19 protein-coding genes and 1 riboswitch are annotated in these 25625 nt (G+C 43.7%); of the genes, 16 read left to right on the forward strand and 3 right to left on the reverse strand.

Features of this window, described 5'->3' with window-relative positions; genetic code table 11:
* Positions 1–146: 146 nt before the first annotated feature.
* Both DOZ58_RS13550 and DOZ58_RS13555 read left to right on the forward strand, forming a co-directional pair.
* Positions 147–1244, forward strand: a complete 1098-nt coding sequence (locus DOZ58_RS13550) for an HD domain-containing phosphohydrolase (protein WP_111888775.1) — start codon at positions 147–149, stop codon at positions 1242–1244.
* Positions 1244–4183, forward strand: a complete 2940-nt coding sequence (locus DOZ58_RS13555; RefSeq protein ID WP_242988511.1) for a response regulator — start codon at positions 1244–1246, stop codon at positions 4181–4183. The genes DOZ58_RS13550 and DOZ58_RS13555 overlap by 1 nt, the downstream gene beginning before the upstream one ends.
* On the opposite strand, the gene DOZ58_RS13560 is transcribed toward DOZ58_RS13555, so the two are convergent.
* Genes DOZ58_RS13560 through DOZ58_RS13570 form a run of 3 tightly spaced genes read right to left on the reverse strand, consistent with a single transcriptional unit; the run spans position 4174 to position 5544 of the window.
* The gene (locus tag DOZ58_RS13560) at positions 4174–4665 is read right to left on the reverse strand and encodes a flavodoxin domain-containing protein (RefSeq protein ID WP_162624523.1); all 492 of its coding nucleotides are present in this window, start codon (positions 4663–4665) and stop codon (positions 4174–4176) included. The two genes, DOZ58_RS13555 and DOZ58_RS13560, sit on opposite strands and share 10 nt — an antisense overlap.
* A 22-nt stretch (positions 4666–4687) precedes the next feature.
* Entirely contained in the window at positions 4688–5065 is a 378-nt protein-coding gene (locus DOZ58_RS13565; RefSeq protein WP_111888778.1) for an FMN-binding protein, read from the reverse strand.
* Between the two features lie 14 nt (positions 5066–5079).
* Positions 5080–5544, reverse strand: a complete 465-nt coding sequence (locus tag DOZ58_RS13570; protein WP_111888779.1) for a MarR family winged helix-turn-helix transcriptional regulator — start codon at positions 5542–5544, stop codon at positions 5080–5082.
* A 295-nt stretch (positions 5545–5839) separates the two neighbouring features.
* A riboswitch (cobalamin riboswitch) is annotated at positions 5840–6019 on the forward strand.
* Positions 6020–6136: 117 nt separating this feature from the next.
* On the opposite strand from DOZ58_RS13570, the gene DOZ58_RS13575 reads away from it, so the two are divergent.
* The 14 genes from DOZ58_RS13575 to nikC all read left to right on the forward strand — a co-directional run bounded on the left by DOZ58_RS13575 (position 6137) and on the right by nikC (position 25620).
* Positions 6137–8497 carry an anaerobic ribonucleoside triphosphate reductase gene (locus tag DOZ58_RS13575; RefSeq protein WP_111889775.1) on the forward strand — a complete coding sequence of 787 codons (2361 nt, stop codon included), beginning with the start codon at positions 6137–6139 and terminating at the stop codon, positions 8495–8497.
* A complete protein-coding gene (gene nrdG / locus DOZ58_RS13580) occupies positions 8494–9000 on the forward strand; it encodes an anaerobic ribonucleoside-triphosphate reductase activating protein (RefSeq protein WP_111888780.1) in 507 nt (168 codons plus the stop codon). The genes DOZ58_RS13575 and nrdG overlap by 4 nt, the downstream gene beginning before the upstream one ends.
* A gap of 323 nt (positions 9001–9323) precedes the next feature.
* Positions 9324–10676, forward strand: a complete 1353-nt coding sequence (locus DOZ58_RS13585; RefSeq protein ID WP_111888781.1) for a sodium-dependent transporter — start codon at positions 9324–9326, stop codon at positions 10674–10676.
* Positions 10677–10886: 210 nt separating this feature from the next.
* Positions 10887–11870 (forward strand): linear amide C-N hydrolase, encoded by a 984-nt coding sequence (locus tag DOZ58_RS13590; protein WP_111888782.1) that lies wholly within the window; start codon positions 10887–10889, stop codon positions 11868–11870.
* Positions 11871–11966: 96 nt separating this feature from the next.
* Complete coding sequence (locus DOZ58_RS13595) at positions 11967–12428, forward strand: methylated-DNA--[protein]-cysteine S-methyltransferase (RefSeq protein ID WP_111888783.1); 462 nt, start codon at positions 11967–11969, stop codon at positions 12426–12428.
* Between the two features lie 124 nt (positions 12429–12552).
* Positions 12553–13803, forward strand: a complete 1251-nt coding sequence (locus tag DOZ58_RS13600; RefSeq protein ID WP_111889776.1) for an MFS transporter — start codon at positions 12553–12555, stop codon at positions 13801–13803.
* Positions 13800–15125 carry an alkaline phosphatase family protein gene (locus DOZ58_RS13605; protein ID WP_371414173.1) on the forward strand — a complete coding sequence of 442 codons (1326 nt, stop codon included), beginning with the start codon at positions 13800–13802 and terminating at the stop codon, positions 15123–15125. Before DOZ58_RS13600 ends, DOZ58_RS13605 begins: the two co-directional genes overlap by 4 nt.
* A gap of 161 nt (positions 15126–15286) precedes the next feature.
* Positions 15287–17008, forward strand: a complete 1722-nt coding sequence (locus DOZ58_RS13610) for an ABC transporter ATP-binding protein (protein WP_111888785.1) — start codon at positions 15287–15289, stop codon at positions 17006–17008.
* Between the two features lies 1 nt (position 17009).
* A complete protein-coding gene (locus DOZ58_RS13615) occupies positions 17010–18776 on the forward strand; it encodes an ABC transporter ATP-binding protein (protein ID WP_111888786.1) in 1767 nt (588 codons plus the stop codon).
* 274 nt (positions 18777–19050) lie between these two features.
* Positions 19051–21792, forward strand: a complete 2742-nt coding sequence (locus tag DOZ58_RS13620; RefSeq protein WP_111888787.1) for a methyl-accepting chemotaxis protein — start codon at positions 19051–19053, stop codon at positions 21790–21792.
* A 204-nt stretch (positions 21793–21996) separates the two neighbouring features.
* Positions 21997–22584 carry a class I SAM-dependent methyltransferase gene (locus tag DOZ58_RS13625; protein ID WP_111889777.1) on the forward strand — a complete coding sequence of 196 codons (588 nt, stop codon included), beginning with the start codon at positions 21997–21999 and terminating at the stop codon, positions 22582–22584.
* A 133-nt stretch (positions 22585–22717) separates the two neighbouring features.
* Complete coding sequence (locus tag DOZ58_RS13630; RefSeq protein ID WP_111888788.1) at positions 22718–23839, forward strand: methyltransferase; 1122 nt, start codon at positions 22718–22720, stop codon at positions 23837–23839.
* A gap of 3 nt (positions 23840–23842) precedes the next feature.
* On the forward strand, positions 23843–24784 hold the full coding sequence (nikB, locus tag DOZ58_RS13635) for a nickel ABC transporter permease (protein WP_111888789.1): 942 nt from the start codon (positions 23843–23845) through the stop codon (positions 24782–24784).
* Positions 24784–25620 (forward strand): nickel transporter permease, encoded by an 837-nt coding sequence (nikC, locus tag DOZ58_RS13640; RefSeq protein ID WP_111888790.1) that lies wholly within the window; start codon positions 24784–24786, stop codon positions 25618–25620. The genes nikB and nikC overlap by 1 nt, the downstream gene beginning before the upstream one ends.
* The last annotated feature ends 5 nt before the right edge of the window (positions 25621–25625 follow it).

The raw sequence follows: 25625 nt of genomic DNA on the forward strand, positions 1-25625 counted from the left end.
TGAAACTTTTTTAAGTCACCGTTTAAGCGTGGGGAGACGGGGTAAATTAAGAATATTAGTTTGAACTGAAAAAAACAAGCATCATTATGATAAAATGAAATAAATAGTGATCAAGGAATCAATCAAAAAAAGCTTAGGGGGGAACAATGAGCACAAAGATATTGATTGTGGATGATTCAACCACGGATCGGCTGATTATCAGCACCATGTTAGCGGATTATCATACGCTGACCGCCTGTGATGGATTGGATGCCATGGCGTTGATTGAAAAAAACCCGGATATCGATCTGGTGATTCTTGATTTAAACATGCCCAGAATGAATGGTTTTGAGGTGCTAGAAGCAATGCAGGAAAATCCGGAGTTTCGAAAGATCCGCACCATTATTCTGACAAACTATGACGAGATTGACAATGAGGTCAAAGGTCTGGAATTAGGGGCGGTTGACTATATCAGAAAACCACTCAATATTCAGTCGCTGCTGATTCGGATTAATATTCATATCAAATTAAAACAGGTTCAAAAAATGATTGAGCAGGATAATGAGCGGCTGGATGCCATGGTTTTAAAGAAAACCAGAGAGGTGGCAGCGACTCGGGATATTACCATCCAGGCCCTGGTTGGGCTACTGGAAGTTCGCAATGTTGAATCATCCAGACATACGATCAGAACCCAATTGATTATGAAAATTCTTTGTGACCATTTAAAAACGAAGGATAAATACAAAGACATCCTTACCGAAGCCTATGTCAAGGAGCTGGTAACCACCACGCCTCTCCATGATATCGGCAAGGTAGGTATTCCCGATAATATTTTATTAAAACCCGGAAGGCTCACGGATGATGAGTTTACGATCATGAAAAAACATGTGAACTACGGAGTCAACGCGCTGCAAAACGAAATCTATTGCGATGAAGACGTTCCCAGCTTTATCAAAACGGCGATGGAAATTGTCGGTGCGCATCATGAAAAATATGACGGAACTGGTTATCCCAATGGGTTATTGGGGGGTGCGATTCCTCTGCCGGGACGTCTGATGGCTATTATTGATGTTTATGATGCCCTGACCAGCAAACGAATTTATAAACCGGCTTATGATTTTGACTACAGCATTGATTTGATCATAAGCGAAAGTGGCAAGCATTTTGATCCTGATATCGTGGTGGGATTTTTGGAAATTAAAGAGCAGGTAGCTGAGATTTCCCGTAAATTTATACAGGAGATCCATGAAGTGGAGACATTGTGATGAAAAGGTTGGGTCGCTTAATCATGTTACTTATCTTGATTATCGGTTTCCCTTCTTTTTGTTATGCCCGTGATGATAGCATCGATTGGACAGCAGAAGAGCTGGCCTTTATGGAGGAGCATCCGGTGATCCGCCTGGGCGTTGATCCGATGTTTGTGCCCTTTGAATTTTTTGATAACGATGGCACCTATCAGGGTATTACCTCAGATTATCTTGAAATAATCAGCGAAAAAACAGGCTTAGAGATGCAAGTGATTAAAGGGCTGACCTGGACCGAAGCTTATGAAAAAGCCCTTCATGGTGAGGTCGATATGCTTCCGGCGATTTCTAAAACGTCGGCCAGAGAACAGTATTTTTTATTTTCAGAACCGTATTATTATTTTAAACGGGTTATTGTTATCAGAGAGTCGACCGAAAATATCAGTAGTATTGAAGATCTATACCGGCAAACGGTGGCAGTTCAAAAGAATAGCTCCCATCACAGCTATCTGGCCGAGTACCCGCAGATTAATCTAAGCCTGTACGATTCCGTCGAAGCGGCCCTAACCGCCGTTGCCAACGGCACAGAAACGGCTTTTATGGGGAATCTGGCGACCACCAACTACCTTATTAATTCAACCGGTTTGACCAATTTGAAATACGTTGCTTTTGAAGCCGAGCAACAACAGGGGTTATATTTTAGCGTGCGTAATGACTGGCCGGTGCTGATTGGCATTATTGATAAAACCCTGGCAACCATTACGCCGGAAGAGCGGATTGCCATTAACAGTAAGTGGGTTGGGGCCACGGTGGAACCAGATTACGGACCCATTTATCAGGCGATCCTGATAATCAGCGGGGTGATTATACTAATCTGGCTGGTCTCAATTTACTGGATTTTGAGACTGCGAAGAGAAATTGAAAAGCGTAAAAAAATTCAGACGGATCTGGAACAGGCCAAACTGGAAGCCGAGGCCGCCAATAATATCAAATCCAGTTTTTTGGCACGGATGTCCCATGAAATCAGAACCCCTCTTAATGCGATTACCGGTATGGCATATCTGGTAAAGAAAACGCAGGTAACCCTGACCCAGAAGATATATTTAGATCGCATTACCCAATCGGCCAATACAATGCTCAGTATCATTAATGACATTCTTGATTTTTCAAAAATTGAAGCTGGAAAAATCGAATTGGAGTGTGTTGCGTTTAATCTGGATCTGGTGATTCAGGATGTGATTAACATTGTTTCTTATAAAATTGAAGAGCAACAACTTGGCTTTAAATTGAGTAAGGATCCGAAAATACCAAACTGTTATTTTGGCGATGCTAAACGGATTGAACAGATTTTACTAAACCTGATCAACAATGCCACCAAGTTTACAATGACTGGGGAAGTCGCGGTTGATATCCGATTGGTAGCGCGAGAATCCAATTTTTACCACCTCGCCTTTACGGTTAGTGATACCGGCATTGGCATGTCTGATGAACAGATAAAAAACCTTTTCGAACCCTTTGCCCAGGGTGATGCCAGCATTAATCGTCGTTTTGGTGGTACCGGGCTGGGCCTTTCGATTGTTAAAAGTCTGGTGGAAATGATGAATGGAGAGATCGCGGTTTACAGTACAGAGGGCGAAGGTTCAACGTTTATCGTTGAATTATCATTGGAAAAAGATCAGATAAAAGAGCAGGAATATGAACAACAGGTCTCATCCTTGTATTTCAATGACATTAAAACGCTGGTACTGGAAAAGACCGGCGCAAATATGAATATAATTGACAGTTACTTAGGCGCCTTTGGGATGCATTGTGAACTGACAACTTCTCCGGCCAGTGCCGTCAATATGCTGGAGTTGGAAAATGGTAAGTTTTCAGAGCCCTTTGATCTGCTGATTCTGGATTATGATACCCCTGCCGGCGGTGGGTTCAAGTTTGTGGAAATGATTCAGGACAACAGGAAAATCTTGAAAAAGCCCAGGGTTATTATGCTGTTGCCAATGATGCGGGAAGACTTGTTTGATAAACTGGATAGCCAGGGGGTGGATATCGGTATCGGAAAGCCGATTATCCCATCAGTTTTATACAATGGTATTCTGGAAATTTTCAGAACCAAAGCCATTGTCGCCAATCAGGTATTTAAACAGGAAGATAAGGATAGCCTTGAAAATAATTATGGTATTCTGGTAGTAGAAGACAATAAAACCAATCAGCTTATTGCAAAATCATTACTGGAGCCGGCGGGATTCCGGGTCTGGTTGGGTAATGACGGGCAAGAAGGGATTGATCTGTTTAAGGTACATCGCACAGAGATTGATTTAATTCTAATGGATCTGCATATGCCAGTACTTAACGGTTATGAAGCAGCCCAGCAAATCAGGGAACTTTCGGTTGAGATTCCGATTGTGGCCATAACGGCTGATGTGATTGAGAGGGTTAAGGAAAAATGCGAATCTTATGGTATTCATCACTATATCAGTAAACCCTTTAATCCCGAAAAATTTGTGGAAACCATCCGAAAAATTGCAAGCGCTGAAATAAAGGGCAAAGAAAACAGAATTAAAGAAGCTAACAGCCAGAGCATCGAACAAAACAGCCGAAAAGTGGCGGATGCCCCGGTGCTTGACCGGGAAGAAGGACTCCGATACATGGGAGACAACGCGGTACTTTATGAGCGTGTTTTAAAAGCCTATTTCAATGAAAATCAGGAAGTGATAGCAAATCTGGATTTTGCCATCAAAGCTGAAAGCTTTCAGGAGGCAGCCCAGATCGTTCATAAGGTTAAAAGCAGTTCTGGAAGCATTGGTGCCAAACAACTGTTTGAAATCGCCAAAGACTTCCAGAAAGCACTTGAAAGCGGGGCAGAAAAAGAAATCATCAATTTCTATTCTCAGTTTGTGGCGGCTATGAAGCTACTGCTGGATACAATCGAGCCAGTTGAAGATAGTGGCGGTCAGGAATGAGTATTGATCGTATTTGCCATCCGAAGAATGCTTTCGGGCAACGGCTTCATCGGAGACGTGTTATCCTTTTGGGCAGACTTCTCGACCATGTTTGACACGAACTTATGAAAAAACTTCATTTTATCCGGTCTCATTTCGCCACCAAAATTATCGAGAGTAAGGGCTTTTTCGAGCAGAATGTCGGTAAAAGAGTCTTTAAAATAAGTATCAATTGTTTCAGCCGAACCACAGGAGATAAAAAAGCCCAGAGTTTTGTTTTTCAGTTCATCTAAATGTGAAAGACAGTATTTCTTTATTTTCTTGTCAATCTGTCCAATGTAAATAGAACCGCCGATTAAGACTGTATCGTAGTCGTCCAGAGCGGGAATTTTATCGGAATTGATATTGACGAGTCGGGTTTCTCCGTTTAAGTTCTTTTTTAGTTCTGCGACGCAGTCCGCGGTAAAGCCATATTTACTGGCATAAAGTATCATGGTTTTCATGGGCATTTCCTTTCTTTGCATCTTATTGAGTTAAGGCATTTTCAATGGATTTGAGATAGGCTTTGCTGGTAACCGTGGCACCGCTGACTGTATCGACAGTGGTATTTTGTATTTTAATGACTTGGTTGATAATCGTACTGGTCACATCTGGAGATTCCATGGTGACGGATTTGACCACATCAATTGATGTAATCTGATGATTGGCCACACTGACGGCAACCTCATTGGTCCAACGTCCAGATTCGTAAACACCGGCATAGGTGCCATCTTCAATTTTTTGTAGATCCACCGGATTGATTGCCAGGTTTTCCCCGGATTCCAGGCCGCTGGTGAGATAAAAAAATCCGCCGGCACCTACTAGTACCAATACGCCCAGAATAATAATCATTGCTTTTTTCACGTATTTTCCTCCTGTTATCTTGATTCTTGATCCATCTTTTCCAGGTTTGTCAGTATCTTTGCAAGGGTTGACCGAGTCATAGCCAGCTCCTCTGCCGAGATGCCGTTAAATAATTTTTCAGTAAAAATCACTGCTTTCGCCTGACTTTCGTTACCGAAAGAATCGACGGCGTCGGTTAGTTTGATCCGGGTGATTCGGGCATCTTGAGGGTCTTTTTCCATAACAATGAAGCCTTTTTGTTCTAACTTCAGAGCTACCTGCTTGACGTTCTGATGAGAACTGCCCATTCCTTTGGCGACTTCTTTGATGGTGGGGTTATGATCAAAGGTATTCGCAACGACAATCGTGAGCAGCCACTGCTTGGTTGTTAGATTGTATTCTCTTAGTTCCCGCTCCAGTTGGGTGGTCATCTGGTTGGCAACGACTTGAACACTGCCAAAGATAAATTTTTGATCGGTCATTGAGTCGATATGGTCCAAAATATAACCTCCTCGCTTCTATTAAGGTAAGACCTTACCTTAATAGATAATACCTTACCTATTTTTGTCTGTCAATACTTATCAGCCGAATATATATATTTCTGAAGAAAGTTAAGACTAGCAAAATTTGAAAGGGTTTGCAAAAAATTTAACGGTAGAAATTTTTAAATTTATGTTATCATAAACAAGCGAAAAAGTTCACGATAGGGATGATGTTACTTGATTGAAATAGTGATTAACGTTTGCATTATAAATCAGTTTGACACTACATCTTGTATGTGATAAAATACAAACAACAAAATAAGGAGATAATGGTGCTGTGCCAACAGGTGCAGTTTGGGGGAAGCAGGTGTGAATCCTGCACGGTCCCGCCGCTGTAATGGTGAGATGTTAAAAGAAAATAAACAGGTTAAGCTGTTTGTTTCTGAACGTTCAAACCGGAGTCAGATTACCCGCCGTTATTAAATGCACCAGACTCTACGCGTGATAGAGGGTGTTCAATGTATCATTATGCCTCTTGACCACGCCGTTGAGGGGTTTTTGCATGCCTAAAACAACAAAAAGACTAGCAGGAAAGAAGGAAACGACCAGAATGATTACAAAAATTAGAAAAAGAGACGGACGAGAAGCCCCGTTTAACATTGAAAAAATTGCCAACGCTATTTTCAAGGCAGCCAGTGAAATCGGCGGCCAGAATTATCAGACGGCCATGGATCTGGCCGAGCGGGTTACCATTTATATTGAGCAGGAAATGAATACGAATGCGCCAACAGTGGAAGAAATTCAGGATGCGGTGGAAAAAATCCTGATTGAAACCGGACACGCCAAAACGGCCAAGGAGTATATTCTATACCGGGCTGAACGAACCCGAATTCGGGAGATGGATACCCGGCTGATGAAAATATATGAAGACCTGACCTTCAAGGACGCTAAGGATAATGATGTAAAACGAGAAAATGCCAATATTGACGGGGACACCGCTATGGGCACGATGCTGAAGTACGGGTCAGAGGGCGCCAAGCAGTTTTATGAAATGTTTGTCTTGAATCCAGAGCATTCAGCCGCTCATAAAGCCGGTGAAATCCACATTCATGATATGGACTTTCTAACCCTGACGACGACCTGCACTCAGATTGATTTGGAAAAGCTGTTTAAAAATGGTTTTTCTACTGGCCATGGACATCTGCGCGAACCCAATGATATTCAAAGCTATTCGGCTCTGGCCTGCATTGCCATCCAGTCGAACCAGAATGATCAGCATGGCGGACAGAGCATTCCCAATTTTGACTATGCCATGGTTCCGGGGGTAAAAAAAACCTTTGTCCGGCTTTATCAGGAGAACCTTGCCAAGGCCTTAACCTTATTAACAGAGACAAAGAATGCCTTAGCAAAGGTTAAAGCCATCGGCACGGACATCGAAAAGAAACTGGGGTTAAGACCCGAATTAAATCAACCCAAAGGTTATCAAGAAGCAGAAGCCCGGAGCCTGGCCCAATGGATTGTTGACGCCAATGTCATTAACCGGGTGCAAGGCTTTGCAATGGAAAATGCCGAGCGGGAAATCGACCGTAGTGTCTATCAGTCAATGGAAGCGTTTGTCCATAACCTGAACACGATGCACAGCCGAGCCGGGGCCCAAATCCCCTTTAGTTCGATTAATTATGGTATGGATAGTTCTACCGAAGGGCGGTTGGTGATAAAAAACCTGTTGCTGGCTACTGAGGCTGGTCTGGGCAATGGGGAGACGCCGATCTTTCCGATTCATATTTTTAAGGTCAAAGAAGGGGTGAACTATAATCCCTGGGACCCCAATTATGATTTGTTCAAATTGGCCTGCCGGGTTAGTGCCAAGCGATTGTTTCCCAATTTCTCCTTTCTGGATGCACCCTACAACCTGAAGTATTACAAAGAAGGTCAACCGGAAACAGAAATAGCCTATATGGGCTGCCGCACCCGGGTGATTGGAAATGTCCATGATACCAATCGGGAAATCACCTATGGCCGCGGGAATCTGAGCTTCACCACCATTAATTTGCCCCGTATTGCCTTAAATAGTCAAGGAGACAAAGAACTGTTTTTTATTGAGCTGGATAAAAAAATTGATTTGGTTATTGATCAATTACTGGAACGATTTGAAATTCAGGCCCATAAAAAGGTCAAAAATTTTCCCTTTTTGATGGGACAGGGGGTTTGGATTGATTCCGATGATCTTACTGAAGAGATGGAAATCCGGGAAGTGCTCAAACATGGGACCCTGAGTATGGGCTTTATTGGACTGGCGGAATGCCTTGTCGTTTTAACCGGAAAGCACCATGGGCAAGCGCAAGAAGTCCAGGAACTGGGGCTGGCAATTGTGGGCCACATGCGAAAGCGAATGGATGAAACCAGCCAGCACTATCAGATGAACTTTACCCTGCTGGGCACGCCGGCAGAAGGTACCGCCGGACGATTTGTCAAGCTGGATAAAACTATTTTTGGCGATATCCCGGGTGTAACCGACCGGGAATACTACACCAACTCTTTCCACATCCCGGTTTACTATGGAACCAGTGCTTACGACAAAATCAGACTGGAAGCACCTTATCATGAGCTTACCAATGCTGGGCACATTACCTATGTGGAAATGGATGGCGACCCGATGGATAATCTGGAGGCCTTTGAAAAGGTGGTCCGAGCGATGAAGGAAGCCGGTATTGGCTATGGTTCCATTAACCATCCGGTGGACCGGGATCCGGTTTGCGGCTATACTGGAATTATCGGGGATGTTTGCCCGAGTTGCGGTCGGTCAGAAGGAGAGCAGAAATTTGAACGCATTCGCCGAATCACCGGTTATCTGGTGGGCACTCTGGACCGTTTTAACGATGCTAAAAAAGCGGAAGTTAGAGATCGGATCAAACATTTTAATGCTGCTGAGCAGATTGCTACTGGTGAAGCAATGGAGCAATTGCAATGAGTAAAAAAGTAAGAATCGCCGGAGTGGTCAAAGAATCCATTGTCGATGGGCCAGGCATCCGCTTTGTGGTTTTTGCTCAGGGATGTCCGCACCAGTGTGAGGGTTGTCATAACCCGGCGACCCATGATTCTAACGGGGGTAACCTGGTGGACGTGGATGCTATCATCGATGAAATGAGAAAGAACCCGCTACTTGATGGCATTACCCTAAGTGGTGGCGAACCCTTTGAACAACCAGAGGCCTTTTGTGAATTGGCCAAACGATCAAAAGAACTGGGGTATCATGTGATGACTTATACCGGGTACACCTATGAAACCCTATTAGAGAAAAAAGATGCCAGACGGCTCCGCTTACTGGAAAACACCGATCTGCTGGTTGATGGAAAGTTTGAAGTAAAAAAGAAGAGCCTGATGCTTAAATTCAGAGGATCGAAAAACCAGCGGATCATTGATGTGAATAGGTCCCGTCGGGACAATAGACTGACGCTTAGTGAGATCAGCTAGAGATAAAGAATAATCAAAAACAATAATAAAAGCAATCGCATTTTCAGCGGTTGCTTTTTGTTTAGTGGGCAATCACAAAAGCGGCAAAGAGAGCAGATATGAATACCCAAGACAGTTAAAGCGTATCCACGTTAGTGGTCATTTTTAACAAAATAGGCTCAAAGTCATAAACAGCATTTGTTCAATAAAAAAAATAGTAGTGGAAAAAAATATTAAAACGGTTAAAATAGTAAAGGTGCGGATTAATTTGGAATCGATTGTAAAACGATTGAGGAAAAATTTGGATGAAATAAATTAAAACAGAAACAAGTGGAGGAAATGGTGTGAATAAACGCAGTGAGTTTTCAAGTAAAATCGGGTTTGTATTGGCAGCGGCCGGATCGGCAGTGGGGCTGGGAAATATCTGGCGATTTCCCTATTTAGCGGCTAAATATGGTGGAGGACTCTTTCTGGTAATTTACCTGATTTTTGTGGTAACTCTGGGGTTTGCAATTATGACAGCAGAATTGGCGATTGGTCGAAAAACTCAGCTTAGCCCCATGGGAGCCTATCGAGCACTCGATAAACGGTTTAGTTTCGTGGGGATTATTGCCTCATTGGTAGCGTTTCTGATTTTTCCCTATTACAGTGTAATCGGGGGATGGGTAATCAAATATTTTGCCGTTTTTGTAACCGGGGGTGGCATGGCAACAACCGGTGCCGATTATTTTTCGAACTATATCGCAAAACCCTTTGAACCGATTATCTGGCAATCAATTTTTGTTCTGGCGACCACCTTCGTGGTGATCAGAGGAGTTAAGGATGGTATTGAGAAAGCCAGTAAGATATTAATGCCGATACTGATTGTAATGTCAGTTTTTTTGTCGGTCTATTCGATTATGCAGCCTGGGGCCATGGACGGGGTATGGTACTTTCTTTACCCGGATTTGGCAAACTTCAGCTTTCAGGCCGTTTTAGCGGCCATGGGACAGATGTTTTACTCATTATCGCTGGCGATGGGAATTATGGTCACCTATGGTTCATACCTCAGTAAAAAAGAAGACCTGGAAGTTTCGGTTAAGCAAATCGAAATGTTTGATGCAGGTATTGCCATATTGGCCGGATTTATGATCATTCCAGCAGTTTTTGCTTTTTCAGGAGGAGATCCCGCAGCCCTTAGCAAGGGACCAGGCTTGATGTTTGTCACGCTGCCCAAGGTGTTTGAAACCATGGGTTTTGGAAATGTAATGGGTGGCGTCTTCTTTTTATTGGTGTTGTTTGCCGCGCTGACATCTTCCATTTCGCTGATGGAAGCGGTAGTAGCAAGTGCCTGTGATCAGTTTAAGTGGGAACGTAAGAAGGGCGTGCTTATCGTTGCGGTGCTGGCAGTTCTGATTGGGATACCATCTTCATTGGGACAAGGGGTATGGAGTGAGGTGCTTATTTTTGGGTTCAACTTTCTGGATTTCTTTGATTTTATCACGAACTCTATTCTCATGCCGATTGGTGCCTTTTTCACCTGCATCCTTGTTGGGCATGTTCTGGAAACAAAGATCATCACCGATGAAGTCAAGTTGTCTTCACCTTTTAAACGCGAAAAGCTCTTTATCATCATGGTCAAATACATTGCACCGCTATGTATTATTGGTATTTTGATCAGCTCAATCTTAGAGGCGATGGGTGTGATTAAATATTGATGTGGTAAATGAACAGCATAAACAAAACGTCCCCGTGTCATGTGCAAATGTCAACCGCCTTTATCGTGGCGTGATTAAACGAAGTTGTTAAGTATCTATTTTTAAGGCGAAAATTATTTGTCATGGATTTGCTATGTTGAGCGTTTAAACATTTACTATTGTTGCAAAAGCAGATATAATAATTAAAAAGTAGAAAGAAGGTAATTCTTAATGTGTACGAGCCTCACCTTAATGACCACAAATCAGATTAATACGCTTGCCAGAACCATGGATTTCGCTTTTTTATTAGACCCTGAGCTGATTTTCCTGCCAAGGAAGTTTTCGTTAGTGTCTGAGGTGGATCAAACAGTAAGATCAGTCAAATATGCGATGATGGGAATCGGTCGAAATTTAGGCACCTATCTTTTTGCCGATGGCCTTAATGAAGCGGGTCTATCCTGTGCCAGTTTATACTTTCCAGGCTATGCGGAGTACAACGATTCTGTCATCCCTAAGAAAACCAACCTTGCTCCTCATGAAATCGTTGGATGGTTGTTAACCAATTTTTCGACACTTGAAGAAGTGAAAGCGGCAATTCCCCAGTTAAATATCGTTAGTACGCCGCTTAAGCTTATGAATGTAATTACCCCACTGCACTGGATAATTACTGATAAGAAAGGGAATACGTTGGTGATTGAACCAACGAAGGATGGTATCATCATCTATGAAAATCCTCTGGGGGTGATGACGAACAGTCCTGACTTCAATTGGCACTTAACGAACATTCGCAATTATATTGGCGTTTCGCCAAATAAAACAGGACCAATTCAGTTAAATGGTATGACATTCAATCCCTTTGGCGGGGGTTCGGGAACCTTTGGCTTGCCCGGAGATTACACACCGCCTTCCCGATTTTTGCGGGCATTGTTTGGAAGAGAAGCCATTAATCCTATTGAAACGGAAGAAGAGTGCATTAACGCCGCCTTTCATATTTTGGCATCAGTTGATATACCCAAAGGAAGTGTTATCACCGATGAGGGAATCGATTTTACCCAATATACCGCTTGTATGGTTTGCAATACGGGTTCCTATTACTTTAAAACTTACGATAACAACCAGATCGCCCGGGCTTGCCTTTTTAATGAAGATTTTGAAGCCGCGCAACCAAGGGTCTGGGGTATTACAAAGAAACAGCAATACCATCAATTGAACTAAAAAACAAACGGTTATGACAAGGATAAACAATGGTGACACGGATAGGATGCTGTTCGTTAGTGTTTTAAGCATGTTGAGATAGAAAAGGAAGAAAAAATGGAAAAGGGCTTTTGTTATCAAACCCCATTGGGGAAAATTGTTCTGATTGAGAATGGTAGTGCCGTTACTCGGCTAATTTTTAGCGAGGTATTGCCAGAAGGCGTTAATTGCACGGAAACACCCTTGCTCAAAAAAGCGGTTTTGGAACTCCAGGAATATTTCGCCGGGACGCGTAAGCGTTTCGATCTGCCCCTTTCTCCTCAAGGCACCGACTTTCAGCAAAAGGTCTGGAAAGCCCTCCAGGATATTCCCTATGGGGCGGTCGTCAGCTACAAAGACATCGCCTTGGCCATCGGTAACGAGAAAGCCTGCCGGGCAGTGGGCGGCGCCAATAACAAAAACCCCATCTCCATTATTATTCCCTGTCACCGAGTAATTGGTGCCGATGGAAGTCTGGTGGGGTATGGCGGTGGGCTGGAAATAAAAAGGCGGTTGCTGGCATTGGAAAAACAAAAATAACGCAATTTTAAAGTGCTTTTAACAGAGTTATTCTTGTAGTTTATTGCAATTTGATATAAATTCACGTCTAAGCAGATTTATTTGCAGATGATTTATAGCAATAAAACAACGGAGGATGATCATTTTGAAATTAAGCAAAGAAGAATTTTCGTGGATTTTGGTCGATTGTGGGAACTCCGCCTATTCAATGGCGGTAACGACGGCTTTACTTCCAATTGTATTTGGAATGTTTGAAAATGTTCAAAGCAGTATGGACCTGGGGTATTTTAATTCGATTGCCAGTATCTTAGTTGCGGTACTTAGCCCAATTTTGGGTACCATTGCCGATTATAAGGACAAGAAGAAGCGTTTTTTTGTATTCTTTACGTTGCTGGGGATTTTTGCAACGGCCGCTCTTGCCTTTGTGCCACCTTCAAGTGGACAGTGGCAGGTGCTGATTTTTTTCTTTGTTTTGTCGGCTATTGGTTTTTCCGGTGCGAATATCTTTTATGATGCCTTTATCGTGGACGTTACCAGCAATGAACGGATGGATCGGGTTTCTTCAGTAGGTTTTGCTTTTGGCTATATCGCCAGTGTGATTCCGTTTGGCATCAGCCTGGCACTAATCCTTCTGCTGGGCATGGACCAGGCGATTGGCTATCAGATCGGGTTTATCGTCACGGCACTTTGGTGGGGACTGTTTACTATCCCGATGATTAGAGATGTAAAGCAACGGCATTATATTGAACCTGAACCCCGGCCAATCGTCAATAGTTTTAAGCGGCTAGCGAATACTTTTAAGAATATCCGAAATCATAAAACGGTTTTTATCTTTTTGGCAGCATATTTTTTTTATATCGATGGGGTCGATACGATCATCAAAATGGTAGTGCCTTATGCTACTGCAATCCTCGGGAAGGATTCACTAGATACCGTCACGTTACTGGGAATCCTGCTGATTATCCAGATTATTGCCTTCCCCTGTGCGATTCTTTATGGTAACCTGGCCAAACGATTTTCAACCAGCACCATGATCATTGTTGGTATTATGACCTATATTGTGGCCTGTATCGCGGCCATTTTTATCACTTCGATCGGACATGTCTTTATTCTCGGGGCGATGATTGGTTCCGCTCAGGGCGGCATTCAGGCCTTGAGCCGGTCTTATTATGCCAAGATTGTTCCCAAGGAAAAATCCAATGAATTTTTCGGCTTCTATAATATTTTTGGTAAATTTTCAGCCATTGTGGGACCGGCGATCATGGCACTGACAACAACGCTGACCGGCAACGCCCGACTGAGTATACTGGGAATTATCCCTTTGTTTGTGATCGGATTTATTATTTTTATAACCTTGCCAAGAGACCCACAGCAAGGTTATAACGTCATGGAGTGAATTTAAAGATGGGCCCAGGAAAATCAAACTATTTAATGGTCATCTCTTACGATGCCTTTTCACAGGATAACTGGGAACAAGCAAGCAGGCTTCCCAATTTATCAAAACTGATCAAAGACGGTGCTTATAGTACTCAATTAAAAAGTGTTTATCCGACCCTGACCTATGTCGTTCATACGACCATGGTAACCGGAGTCTATCCCGACAAACACGGAATCTATCATAATAATCCTTTTCAGCCATTTGAAAAGGAAGCGGAGCAGCGCTGGTTTTGGTATAAAAATGAAATCAAGGTGCCGGCGATTTATGATTGCTTAAAAAAGCATCATCTTAAATCAGCCGGAATCCTTTGGCCGGTGACGGGTAGAACGGCCATTGATTATAACTTGCCCGAGATCCGGGCCATTAAAAAGGAAAACCAGGTGCTGAAAATTTTAAGAAACGGCAGTCCACTTTATTGCCTCGACCTGGAAAAGAAATTTGGACGCTTTAGAAAAGGCTTCAAACAACCATATCTGGATGATTTTACAACCCTGTGCGCGGTGGATACGATTAAAAAAAAGAAACCCAATTTACTGCTAATGCACCTCATTGACCTGGATGACGCAAAGCATCAGCATGGTACCGACAGTCCGGAAGTAAAAGAAGCCATCATCCGGATGGATAAAAGGTTGGGCGATCTCATTCAGGCAGTCGAAGAAGCGGGGATCAAAGAGAATACGACCTTTCTTGTGCTGGGGGATCATGGACAGATTAATGTCCACTATAAGATAAAGCTCAATGCCTTATTAAAAGAAAAAGGCCTTATTTTTGAAGAAAACAAAAAAATGCAATGGCGGGCCTATATCCAGGGGGCTGGGGGCGCAGCTTATCTGCATTTGCGCAAAAATGACAGCGAAGCCGAGAAAATGGCAGTCGCGATTCTAAATCAGGCCATCTGCGAGGACTGTTTTGGAATTGAAAAACTATATAACCGAAAGGAACTGGGTCAGTATCATGCCGAGGACTCCGTTTCTTATATGCTGGAAGCGAAAATCGGCTACTGTTTTGAGGACGATCTGGAAGGCCCGGTTATTGAGGCGATGGACGCATCAAAAGACGAGCAGGCAACCCATGGTTATTTACCAGATAAGCCCGATCAACAGGGTTACCGGTGCGTTTTCGTGGCCTCCGGCGCACGGATAAAAAGTAACTTTCAGTTAGGTGAAATTCAAATGGTCGATATCGCACCAACAATGGCAAGGAGTCTGGGGATTGATTTTTTTAAGGGTGATGGCCGACCATTAAATGAGATTTTTCAGGATCAAGAATCCGGGTTCTGAAGCGTTCCGATATCACATCGGTATCATAAAAAAGCAACCGCCGAATCATGGGGTTGCTTTTTTGTTTGTCGAATGCAAAAAATCAGATGAATTTTCTTAAAAAAAAGCTTACAATAATAAAAGTGTAGCAAATAAGCAAAAAAATAGAGGGGAGGTAGAACATGAAACGAATCATTACAGAATATTTAAAACCCTATTATGGCCGGATGGCCTTTGGGGTATTCTTTAAATTTACCGGTTCGATCATGGATTTGATTATTCCCTCAATTCTGGCCACGATTATTGATCAGGTGATCCCGTTAAATGAATGGTTGCCGATATTTTATTGGGGCGTTGTGATGGTGGTCTGTGCGATCATCGGGCTGGTCTTTAACATTATTGCCAATCGTATGGCGGCCAGGGTGGCCAGTGATGCCACCGAGGTGATTCGGCATGATCTATTTGCCAAGGTAATGTATTTTTCCAATCACCAAATGGATACGCTAACCAAGCCGTCGGTAATTTCGCGGTTAACATCCGACACCTACATCATTCACCAGATGATTATCCGCATCCAAAGGCTGGGGGTTCGGGCACCGATTATGCTGGTTGGTGGTATCATTATCACGATGACCCTGGACCCGGTTTTGGCGACGGTACTAATTGGCATTATGCCCATTATGGCGGTATTGATTACCCTGGTTTCGAGAAAAAGCATGCCGCTTTTTGCTGGACTGCAAAAGGCGTTTGACGGCTTTGTCAGAGTGGTCAGAGAAGATATCAATGGCATCCGGGTGATTAAGGCCCTGTCTAAAACAGACTATGAGAAAAAACGGTTTGATGCCATTAATACCGATGTCGTAAACCGGGAGAAAAAAGCCCGGATGACGGTAGCGGTGATTTCGCCAGCCATGAATATCTGTCTGAATATGGGCTTGGTTGGGGTCGTGGTAATGGGGGCTTATGGTGTCAATAATGGTACCTCAGAAGTGGGGATCATTCTGGCTTTTATGACCTATTTTACGATTATTCTTCATGCCGTTGTAGCCATTTCCAGAATGTTTGAAATGTGGCCAAAGGCCACAGCTTCGGCAGATCGGATTATCCAGGCGTTAGATAGTGTGGATGCACTAAAAGTTCAGGAAGTGGCCGAAGTGATTAAAACGCACAAAACGGACGTTTTTGTGGAATTTAAAGAGGTCTCCTTTTCGTATAATAAAGAGGAACCTAATCTGAGCAATATTTCTTTTGCACTGGCCAAAGGGGAAACTTTGGGAATTATCGGTGAAACTGGTGCTGGCAAAACGACCCTGCTGAACCTGTTGATGCGGCTTTATGATGTGGACGAGGGGATGATTCTCATCGATGGTCGTGACGTTAGAACGATGGATCCCCGGGAATTGCATCAGAAGTTCGGGGTGGCCTTTCAGAATGATATGATCTTTGAAGCCACCATTGAGGAAAACATCGATCTGGGCAGAAATCTCTCTAAAGACGCCGTTACAGCAGCGATTGATTGTGCCGGTGCCAAAGAATTTGTGGATGAAAAATCAGGTAAGTCCTGCGAACAGCTGACTATCAAAGGTGCCAACCTCAGTGGCGGTCAAAAGCAACGGATTCTGATCGCCCGAGCACTGGCTTCGCGGCCGGAAATACTGGTGTTAGATGATTCATCGAGTGCCTTGGACTATCAAACAGATGCGGCTTTTCGCAAATCCATCAAGGAAAATTTTGATGATACCACGATTATTATTGTGGCTCAGCGGGTTAGTTCGATCCGCCATGCCGATCATATTCTGGTGCTTGAAAACGGTGCGATCATCGGCTATGGCAAGCATAAGCATCTGATGAAAAGCTGTGACGTTTATCGGGAAATCAGTCATTCCCAGATGGGGGTGTCCTGAGATGAGACGATCACAAAAATTTGAGAAACCGCAAAACCGCAAAGGTACCCTGATCCAGTTGGGCGGCTATCTGATGCGCTATAAATGGCGATTGTTTGCGGCCATTGCCTTAACCATTGGAAGTAACCTCCTGGCACTGGTGGGGCCATTGCTTTCGGGTTACGCCATTGATGCCATCGAACTGGGAACCGGTCAGGTCAATTTTTCGCAGGTGTTTTATTACGCCTTCTGGATGGTCATTTTTTATATCGGCTCAGCCGGACTGACCTATATTCTGGAAGTGCTGATGATCCGGGTCAGCCGTCAGGTTACCTATGCGATGCGCAAGGATGTCTTTAATAAGCTGATGGATCTGCCGGTGGGGTATTTTGATCTGCATCAGACGGGCGACGTTATCAGCCGGATTACCTATGACATTGATACGGTCAATAGTTCGATTTCCAGCGACCTGATTCAGGTAGCTTCAGCAGTTATCACCGTTCTGGGTTCATTTTTGATGATGCTGGCGATTTCGCCTAAATTGGTGCTTGTTTTTGCTTTTACCGTACCGGCATCGATTTTTATATCCCGTTACCTGGTTAAAAAAACCCGGCCCCTTTTTAGTCGGCGATCCCGAAAATTGGGGGAACTCAATGGCTTTGTGGAGGAAATGGTATCGGGCCAAAAGACCTTGAAAATTTATGACCAGGAAGAGCATACCATTGAGAAATTCAATATTAAGAATAAAGAAGCGGTAGCGGCTTATTATCAGGCCGAATACTACGGCAGTATGATTTTTCCCACCATTAATTTTATTAACAACCTGTCTTTGGCCTGCATCAGTGTCTTTGGTGCACTATTATATCTGGCCGGAGCGATGTCGATTGGGCAGATTTCCTCCTTTGTGTTGTACTCCCGAAAGTTTTCCGGACCCATTAATGAGATGGCCAATATCATGAACGATCTGCAGTCGTCCCTGGCAGCGGCTGAACGGGTCTTTGCCTTGCTAAATGAACGGTCAGAGGCCAGAGATACAAAAAAAATGACAGCACTGACCAATGTAAATGGCGATATTGTTCTTAAAGATGTCCGGTTTAGCTATGATGCCAATCAGGTAATTATTAAAAACCTCAGCTTGCAGGTAGAGGCGGGCAAGCTGATTGCCATCGTCGGCCCGACCGGGGCCGGGAAAACCACCATTATTAATCTGTTGATGCGCTTTTATGATACTGACGCCGGGAATATTTATGTCGATGGTAATGAGGTCCAGGAACTGACCCGGGACAGTCTGAGAAAATCCTTTGCTATGGTGCTTCAAGATACCTGGATTTTTCATGGTACGATTTATGAAAACCTGACTTATGGTAAAGAGAATGCCACAATGGCCGAGGTGGTGCAGGCGGCCAAAGCTGCCCGCATTCATTCGTTTATTGAGCATCTGCCCCATGGCTATGAAACTATTTTGAGTGATGAAGGAACCAATATTTCCAAGGGCCAGAAGCAGCTCTTGACGATTGCTCGGGCGATGTTGTTAAATGCCAAAATGCTGATCCTCGATGAGGCCACTTCCAACGTCGATACTCGCACCGAGAAAAAGATCCAGGAGGCCATGCGTCATCTGATGAAAGATAAAACCTGTTTTGTCATTGCTCATCGGTTGTCAACGATCCAGAATGCCGACTTGATTCTGGTAGTGGATCAGGGTGATGTGGTGGAACAGGGAACTCACGAAGAACTGATGGCGAAGGGCGGCAGTTATTGGCAGATGTATCAGGCGCAGTTTGAGTAAGAAAAAGTGAAGGGGCACTGAGTTTTGATCTATAATGATTAAACCTTGAAGTTTTTGTCTAAATGAAGGTGTTGAAACTATAGTTAAATGGGTAAATAACAAAAAATTATTTAAACAAAAATTCGCTTTAATTTATATAAAGTTGAAATATCTTTTATAATTATTATGCAACTGAATCGATGCATAACATAAGGAACGTGAAACGTTAAATTTTAGACTCGATTTGTTTATAAATCTTAGTAACATTAAAAATTTTTTTCAGCAGGAGGGAAGAATGAAATGGTTTTATAATATGAAAATTAGAAATAAGCTCTTAGTCGGGTTTATTCTGGTAGCTTTAGTTATCGGAGTTGTGGGTTATATGGGTATTTCAAATATTAACAAACTCGATGCAGCAAGTCAGAATTCTTATGAGAATGTGACGGTTCCGATTTCTGAACTCGGTGAGATTGCGGCACTGTTTCAGCGCTTACGCATTAATGTAAGGGATATTATCATCGAAAATGATGTTCAGGTTAATCAAAAAAATATCAATTCATTTGAAGCAAACAACAAGGAAATTGACGAATTTATTGTTTTGTTTCAAGAAAAAAAGCAAGCTGAAGCGGTGAATGAAGCCTTCCAGACGTTTATTGAGGCCCGCAAGAAAATGGCGCCGGAGTTTGAAAAGGTCATAAATTTGGGGTCCCAAAACAAAAATAATGAGGCGCTGGCACTGATGCAAGAAGGTGGTTCGGCATATATTGCCTCCCAGAATGTTCAAATGGCCCTGGATCAGGTCATTCAAATAAAGTTAGAGAAAAGTAGAGAAACCGCTGAGGCGAATGCAGCTCTTGCCAGACAGGTGTCGACGACGATGGTGATTGTAATCGTTTTTGGTGTAATTTTTGCAATTATCTTGGGGATTGGGATAGCTGCGGTTATCTGCAAACCACTCAAAAAATCAGTATATATGTTAAAAGAAATGAGCCGGGGACATTTAGGCGAACGGCTGGGCATGAACACAAACGATGAGATCGGCCAGATGGCAGCGGCCATGGACGGATTTGCCGATAATCTGCAGAATATGGTCATCGGCACCATGAATCAGATTTCTGAAGGCGATGTATCAGCCAATATTGAAGAAGTGGATGATGCCAAAGATGAAATTACCCCGGCACTAAAGCGAACCATTGAGACGATCCGAGCCCTTATTTTCGAAGTTGGCATGCTTTCTCAGGCGGCCATCCAGGGACGACTAAGTACCCGGGGCTATTCAGAGGCGTTTAGCGGCGGGTTTAAAGAGGTTGTTGACGGCATGAATGAAACCATGGATGCGGTAGTGAATCCCCTTAACATGGCGGCAGATTATGTTGAAAAAATAGGCAAAGGACAAATCCCGGATAAAATTACCGACACCTATTATGGGGATTTTAACACCATCAAAAATAATATAAATGCCTGTATTGACGGATTGAGAGCGCTTACCGAAGGACGTCGGGTGCTCACAAAACTAAGCGTGAATGACTACTCGGAAACCATTCAAGACGATTATTCGGGGATCTATGGCGAGATCGCCCAGGCCATTAATGGCGTTCACGAACGGCTGATCCGTATTGTTGCCGTTTCAACCCACATTGCCAATGGTGATATGAGCGATCTGGAAACACTGAAAGACATTGGTAAGCGCAGCGATAATGATACCTTAAACCCAAGCTTAATAAGAATGATTGAAAACATTGTCAGTTTAGTCGAAGAAACCAAATCCATGTCCCATCTGGCTGTGGCAGGTGATCTTAGTAATCGTGGTGATGTGGATAGGTTCCAGGGTGAGTTTGCAAAAGTGATCGAGGGTTTTAATCTTACCATGGATGCTATTATAGAGCCTGTTATTGAAGCATCGAATACACTTAGTGAACTGTCCAGTGGAAATCTTAACACCGAAATGACCGGAAATTATCAGGGCGATCACGCGCAGATAAAAAGCGCATTAAACAGCACCATTGCATTTCTTAAGGCCTATGTGGATGAAATCACTGATACGCTAAGAGCGATCGGCCAGGGCAATCTGAATCTGTATATTAGCAATGAATACCTGGGTGACTTCCAGGCCATTAAAACCTGTCTCAATGGGATCACTGAAACCTTAAACGAAACAATGGGCGAAATTAATGAAGCGGCCAGTCAGGTTGAAGCCGGTGCCAGGCAGATCTCGGATGGGGGTCAGGCGCTTTCACAGGGAACAACTGAGCAGGCCAGTGCTATCCAGCAGCTCAATGCATCCATTGAAGAGGTGGCTGGGGAAACTAAAAAAAATGCTATCAATGCCAACGAAGCCAATGATCGGGCGCTTGAAGTGCGCAGTAGCGCTGAGGTTGGCAATGAACAGATGGGGAACATGGTAACCGCCATGTTGGATATTAACGAATCGTCCAAAAATATTTCGAAAATTATCAAGGTGATTGATGACATTGCCTTCCAAACCAATATTCTGGCCTTGAATGCCGCGGTGGAAGCGGCCCGCGCCGGACAGCATGGCAAAGGATTTGCAGTGGTTGCCGAAGAAGTCCGTAATCTGGCGGCCCGTAGTGCCGAAGCGGCTAAGGAAACCACGGTGCTCATCGAAGGCTCCATTAATCGGGTCGATGCGGGGACAAAAATTGCCAATGAAACGGCCGAAAGCCTGGCGGAGATTCTCCAAGAAATTGAAAAAGTAACCGGACTAGTCGGTAACATTGCGCAGGCCTCCAATGATCAGGCCACGGAAATTGCCCAGATTACTCAGGGTGTTGAACAGGTATCTATTGTGGTTCAAACTAATTCGGCTACCGCCGAAGAAAGCGCAGCAGCGGGCGAAGAACTCTCCGGTCAAGCTGAAATGTTAAAACAAATGGTCGGGACTTTCAAACTTAAGAATAATACCACCGATTGCGGCACCGCGTCAAAACCCCAGATTCAAAGGCAGGCAACTCAGGCGGAAGTGCTTTCGGAAATGCCTCAAATTATTCTGGACGATATGGAAAATGATAAATATTAAAGAGGCATTGCTAAAACACGTATATCCAACATACATTGAAGCTTCTCTAAAAGTAGTTATTGACAATTGTCAGTAATCTTGTTATAATTCACTTACTTAAATTAAGAATTAATTAAGACGCCAGTGAGGCAGAAGCTCTTTGAAAAGAGTTTTGGTTCATTGGCGTTTTTTTTGCAAAAAAGAAGGAGTGTAAAGAAGTTGAGTGTGAATAATTGTCAAGCGACAAAAGAGTATTTTAATAACATTGCAAAAAAATGGGACAGTATCTGTCAGCATGATCCCTACAAGATTTCCGCGATTCTGACCCTGGCAGGAATAAAAAAGGCTAGTCGGATTCTGGATATTGCAACCGGGACAGGGATACTGATTCCACATTTATTAAAGCAAGAACCAGCTGAGATTGTTGCCATTGATTTATCAGAACAAATGATCATTCAGGCACAGAAGAATTACAAGAGTCAGCTGGTTCATTTTGAAAATGCCAATTTTTATGCGTTTGATCAGAAGGGATTTGATTTTGCCATCGTCTATAGTGCTTATCCCCATTTTGAAAACAAAGAAGCCTTGATGCTGCAATTATCGTCCTGCCTGAAACCAGGGGGACGGTTTATGATTGCCCACAGTGAAAGCAAAGAGACGATCAATGGCCGACATTCGGGTGAACATGTAAAAATGGTTTCAACGACTTTAAATGACGTGATGACAGAATCGGAAAAATTCCGGGCCTGTTTTTCCGTTGATATAATGGTGGATACCGAAGCCTTATATATTATTTCAGGACGAAAATTATAAGATGAGGTGATAATTTTTTTGTCCTATATAGTATATACAACTTTATACATGTATATAAAAACGTTGTATTATCAAAAGATAGTCATTTGATAATACAATCTGAAATTAACAAGCTAGTTGAAGGAGATCAAACGTGTTTAATGATGATGTGTTGCTTAATAAACCAATAGTGGAAACGGATCCATTGTATCAATTCCTGAATACCTGCTCGAGGAGTTTTAAACAGTTTAAAATTCTCGATACTGCGATAAAGCGAGGCTTTTTTAATCATCTGGATGAATGGAAATCAGCAGTTGATTTAGCAAAAGTGTTGGGTACCAATCCAGATTTGACCGATTGTATATGTATGAGTCTGGCTGAAATCGGTTTTATTGAGCAGAGCGGCGAGGTGTTTAAGAACTCAGAACTCAGCACATGCTATTTTAAAAGTGAGTCGCCGTATTTTCAGGGAGAAGTGCTGTTTAACATCAAAAATGGTTTTTCACTCTGGGAAAGACTTGATGAAGTAATAGAAAATGGACCGATCAAAGTAAGCGAAGCTGATTATTTTAAGGACAATCTGATTCATTCCCTCGCCTCTGAAATTATGTGTGGGGAGCTGCAAAAAACTACAAGTCTAATCGCATCATTGCCCGAATTTTCCAGGGCAGAAAAACTGCTGGATCTGGGCGGGGGACACGGTCTTTATTCAGTCGCGTTGAGTCGGCTTAACCAGAATCTCGAGATCGATATTTATGATTTTCCCGATGTTATTGAGGCGACCCAAAAATATCTGGAAAAATATGATGCCCATCGAATTAATTTAAAACCGGGTAATCTTTTTATGGACGCTATTGGTAATGACTATGATCTGCTATTGTTCTCCTACAATCCGGGCGGAAAAAACCCGGAGCTGGTGCCGAAGATTTTTTCGGCGCTGAAAGAAGGGGGCTTATTTATTAGCAAGCACGTTTTCTATGGCAAGGATGAAGGATCGAGAGATCCGCTGCTTGATCTTGAGTATAATCTTTCAGATTTTGAAGGTGTTAAAAAGGGCCGAAAAATCTATAGTTTTGCTAGAGATCTGACATTTGAAGCCTATCTTAGCTTGCTTGAACAGTATTTTACGATTGTCCAGATTGTTGAGACTGAAGACTTTGCCACAGAACCGCTGTCAAAATTTGGCGATGCATTGGAGGCAAAGATGATTATTGCAAAAAAGAAAGCTAAAAAGCAGTGTGTCGAGCGGGATGAGGTTGAAGTGATTGGGGGTTGAGCAATGTACCGCTATATCGGTAAACGTTTATGCTTGTTATTGATTGTCATAATCGGGGTAACCGTCCTGACCTTTACACTGATGCATGCGGCGCCGGGGGATATGGCGGAAATGATTGCCATTTCCCGCTATGGGGTAGAAAACCTGACAACCGCAGAGGTGGAAGCAATCCGGCTGTCAGAAGGTCTGGATTCACCGGTAATGGTGCAGTATTTTCATTGGCTGACTCATATGATCAGCGGTGATTTTGGCAACTCACTGATTACCGGAGAACCGGTTATGGAAGAAATTCTGATCCGCTTACCGGCCACCCTGAAATTATCATTTGCTGCGCTGCTGGTATCGCTGGTAATTGCGATTCCGGCCGGTGTGATTGCGGCATCCAAACAGCATTCACTGATGGATCATCTAACCATGTCCAGCGCCTTGATCGGAACCAGTGTTCCGAATTTTTGGCTGGGACTCCTGTTAATTCTGCTATTTTCGGTTACCCTGGGATGGTTTCCGGTTTTTGGCTATGGTGGCCTTCGTTATATGGTGTTACCGGCACTGACACTGGGAGCGGGACTGGCGGGCATTACCACCCGCCTGACCCGCTCCAGCATGCTGGAGGTACTCAATCAGGATTATGTTACCACGGCCCGGTCAAAAGGATTGTCGGAGCGGCGGATCATTTTCAAACATGCCTTAAAAAATGCCTTTATCCCGATCATCACCGTAATTGGCATTCAACTGGGTCATTTGTTGGGTGGAACAGTGATTGTCGAGTCGATTTTTGCCTGGCCGGGAATTGGCAAGCTTCTGGTTGATTCAATTTACGCCCGGGATTTTGCCACGGTTCAGGCCTGTGCCTTGTTGTTTGCGATTATTTTTGTCCTGATCAACCTGATTGTGGATATTCTTTATCTGTTTTTGAATCCTAAAATAAGTTACCAGAAGGAATAATGATGATACGTGATATTCTAAAAAATAAGATGGCACTCAGCGGACTGCTCATTATCACGATGCTGATTCTGGTGGCGCTATTGGCACCGGTTCTGGCACCTCATGATCCCTATGAGCAATTACTGGAAAAGGCATTGATGGCGCCTTGTTGGGATTATCCCTTTGGTACCGATGAGTACGGTCGTTGTGTTTTAAGCCGGATCATCTTCGGAACCCAGACGGCCTTGTTTATCGGTTTGAGTGTGACCGTGGTCTCAGCTTTTGTTGGGGTGGGGATCGGGTTGACCGCAGGGTTTTACGGTGGTCACTTTGATGAATTTCTGATGCGCATTGTGGATGTGTTTCTGGCCTTTCCCGGGTTGATTCTGGCGCTGGTGGTAGCGGGTTTGCTGGGGCCGGGGCTGCCAAACGTTATTTTTGCTCTGGCTTTAGTTGGCTGGATGGGTTATGCCCGGGTCGTCAGAGGGGCGGTTCTGGCCGAAAAAGAGAAAGAGTTCGTCGAAACCGCGCGCTCCCTTGGTGCCAGTGATGGTTACATCATCTTTTTGCATCTGCTGCCCAATATTATTTCGCCGGTGATTGTGATGGCCAGTATTGGCATCGGTCAGGCCATTCTGGGAGCGGCGGCTCTGAGTTTTCTCGGAATCGGGGTACAGCCACCGACAGCGATGTGGGGTTCGATGCTGAGTTACGGCAAAGACTATCTCCAGTCAGCCCCTTATTTAACGATTTTTCCGGGCGTGATTATTATGGTGACGGTACTGGCTTTTAACTTTCTGGGGGATGGGTTAAGAGATGTCTGTGACCCCCGGTATGGAAAAGTGATCGAAGAATAGGGGTG

This window comes from Acetobacterium sp. KB-1, from assembly GCF_003260995.1.
GTDB lineage: Bacteria > Bacillota > Clostridia > Eubacteriales > Eubacteriaceae > Acetobacterium > Acetobacterium carbinolicum.

Excerpts from the sequence above, each read along its gene's own strand:
- DOZ58_RS13610 (WP_111888785.1), top strand. The coding sequence starts at position 15,287 with ATGAAACGAATCATTACAGAATATTTAAAACCCTATTATGGCCGGATG.
- DOZ58_RS13560 (WP_162624523.1), bottom strand. The coding sequence starts at position 4,665 with ATGAAAACCATGATACTTTATGCCAGTAAATATGGCTTTACCGCGGAC.
- DOZ58_RS13590 (WP_111888782.1), top strand. The coding sequence starts at position 10,887 with ATGTGTACGAGCCTCACCTTAATGACCACAAATCAGATTAATACGCTT.
- DOZ58_RS13615 (WP_111888786.1), top strand. The coding sequence starts at position 17,010 with ATGAGACGATCACAAAAATTTGAGAAACCGCAAAACCGCAAAGGTACC.
- DOZ58_RS13555 (WP_242988511.1), top strand. The coding sequence starts at position 1,244 with ATGAAAAGGTTGGGTCGCTTAATCATGTTACTTATCTTGATTATCGGT.
- DOZ58_RS13620 (WP_111888787.1), top strand. The coding sequence starts at position 19,051 with ATGAAATGGTTTTATAATATGAAAATTAGAAATAAGCTCTTAGTCGGG.
- DOZ58_RS13575 (WP_111889775.1), top strand. The coding sequence starts at position 6,137 with ATGATTACAAAAATTAGAAAAAGAGACGGACGAGAAGCCCCGTTTAAC.
- nikB (WP_111888789.1), top strand. The coding sequence starts at position 23,843 with ATGTACCGCTATATCGGTAAACGTTTATGCTTGTTATTGATTGTCATA.
- DOZ58_RS13550 (WP_111888775.1), top strand. The coding sequence starts at position 147 with ATGAGCACAAAGATATTGATTGTGGATGATTCAACCACGGATCGGCTG.
- DOZ58_RS13595 (WP_111888783.1), top strand. The coding sequence starts at position 11,967 with ATGGAAAAGGGCTTTTGTTATCAAACCCCATTGGGGAAAATTGTTCTG.
- nikC (WP_111888790.1), top strand. The coding sequence starts at position 24,784 with ATGATGATACGTGATATTCTAAAAAATAAGATGGCACTCAGCGGACTG.
- nrdG (WP_111888780.1), top strand. The coding sequence starts at position 8,494 with ATGAGTAAAAAAGTAAGAATCGCCGGAGTGGTCAAAGAATCCATTGTC.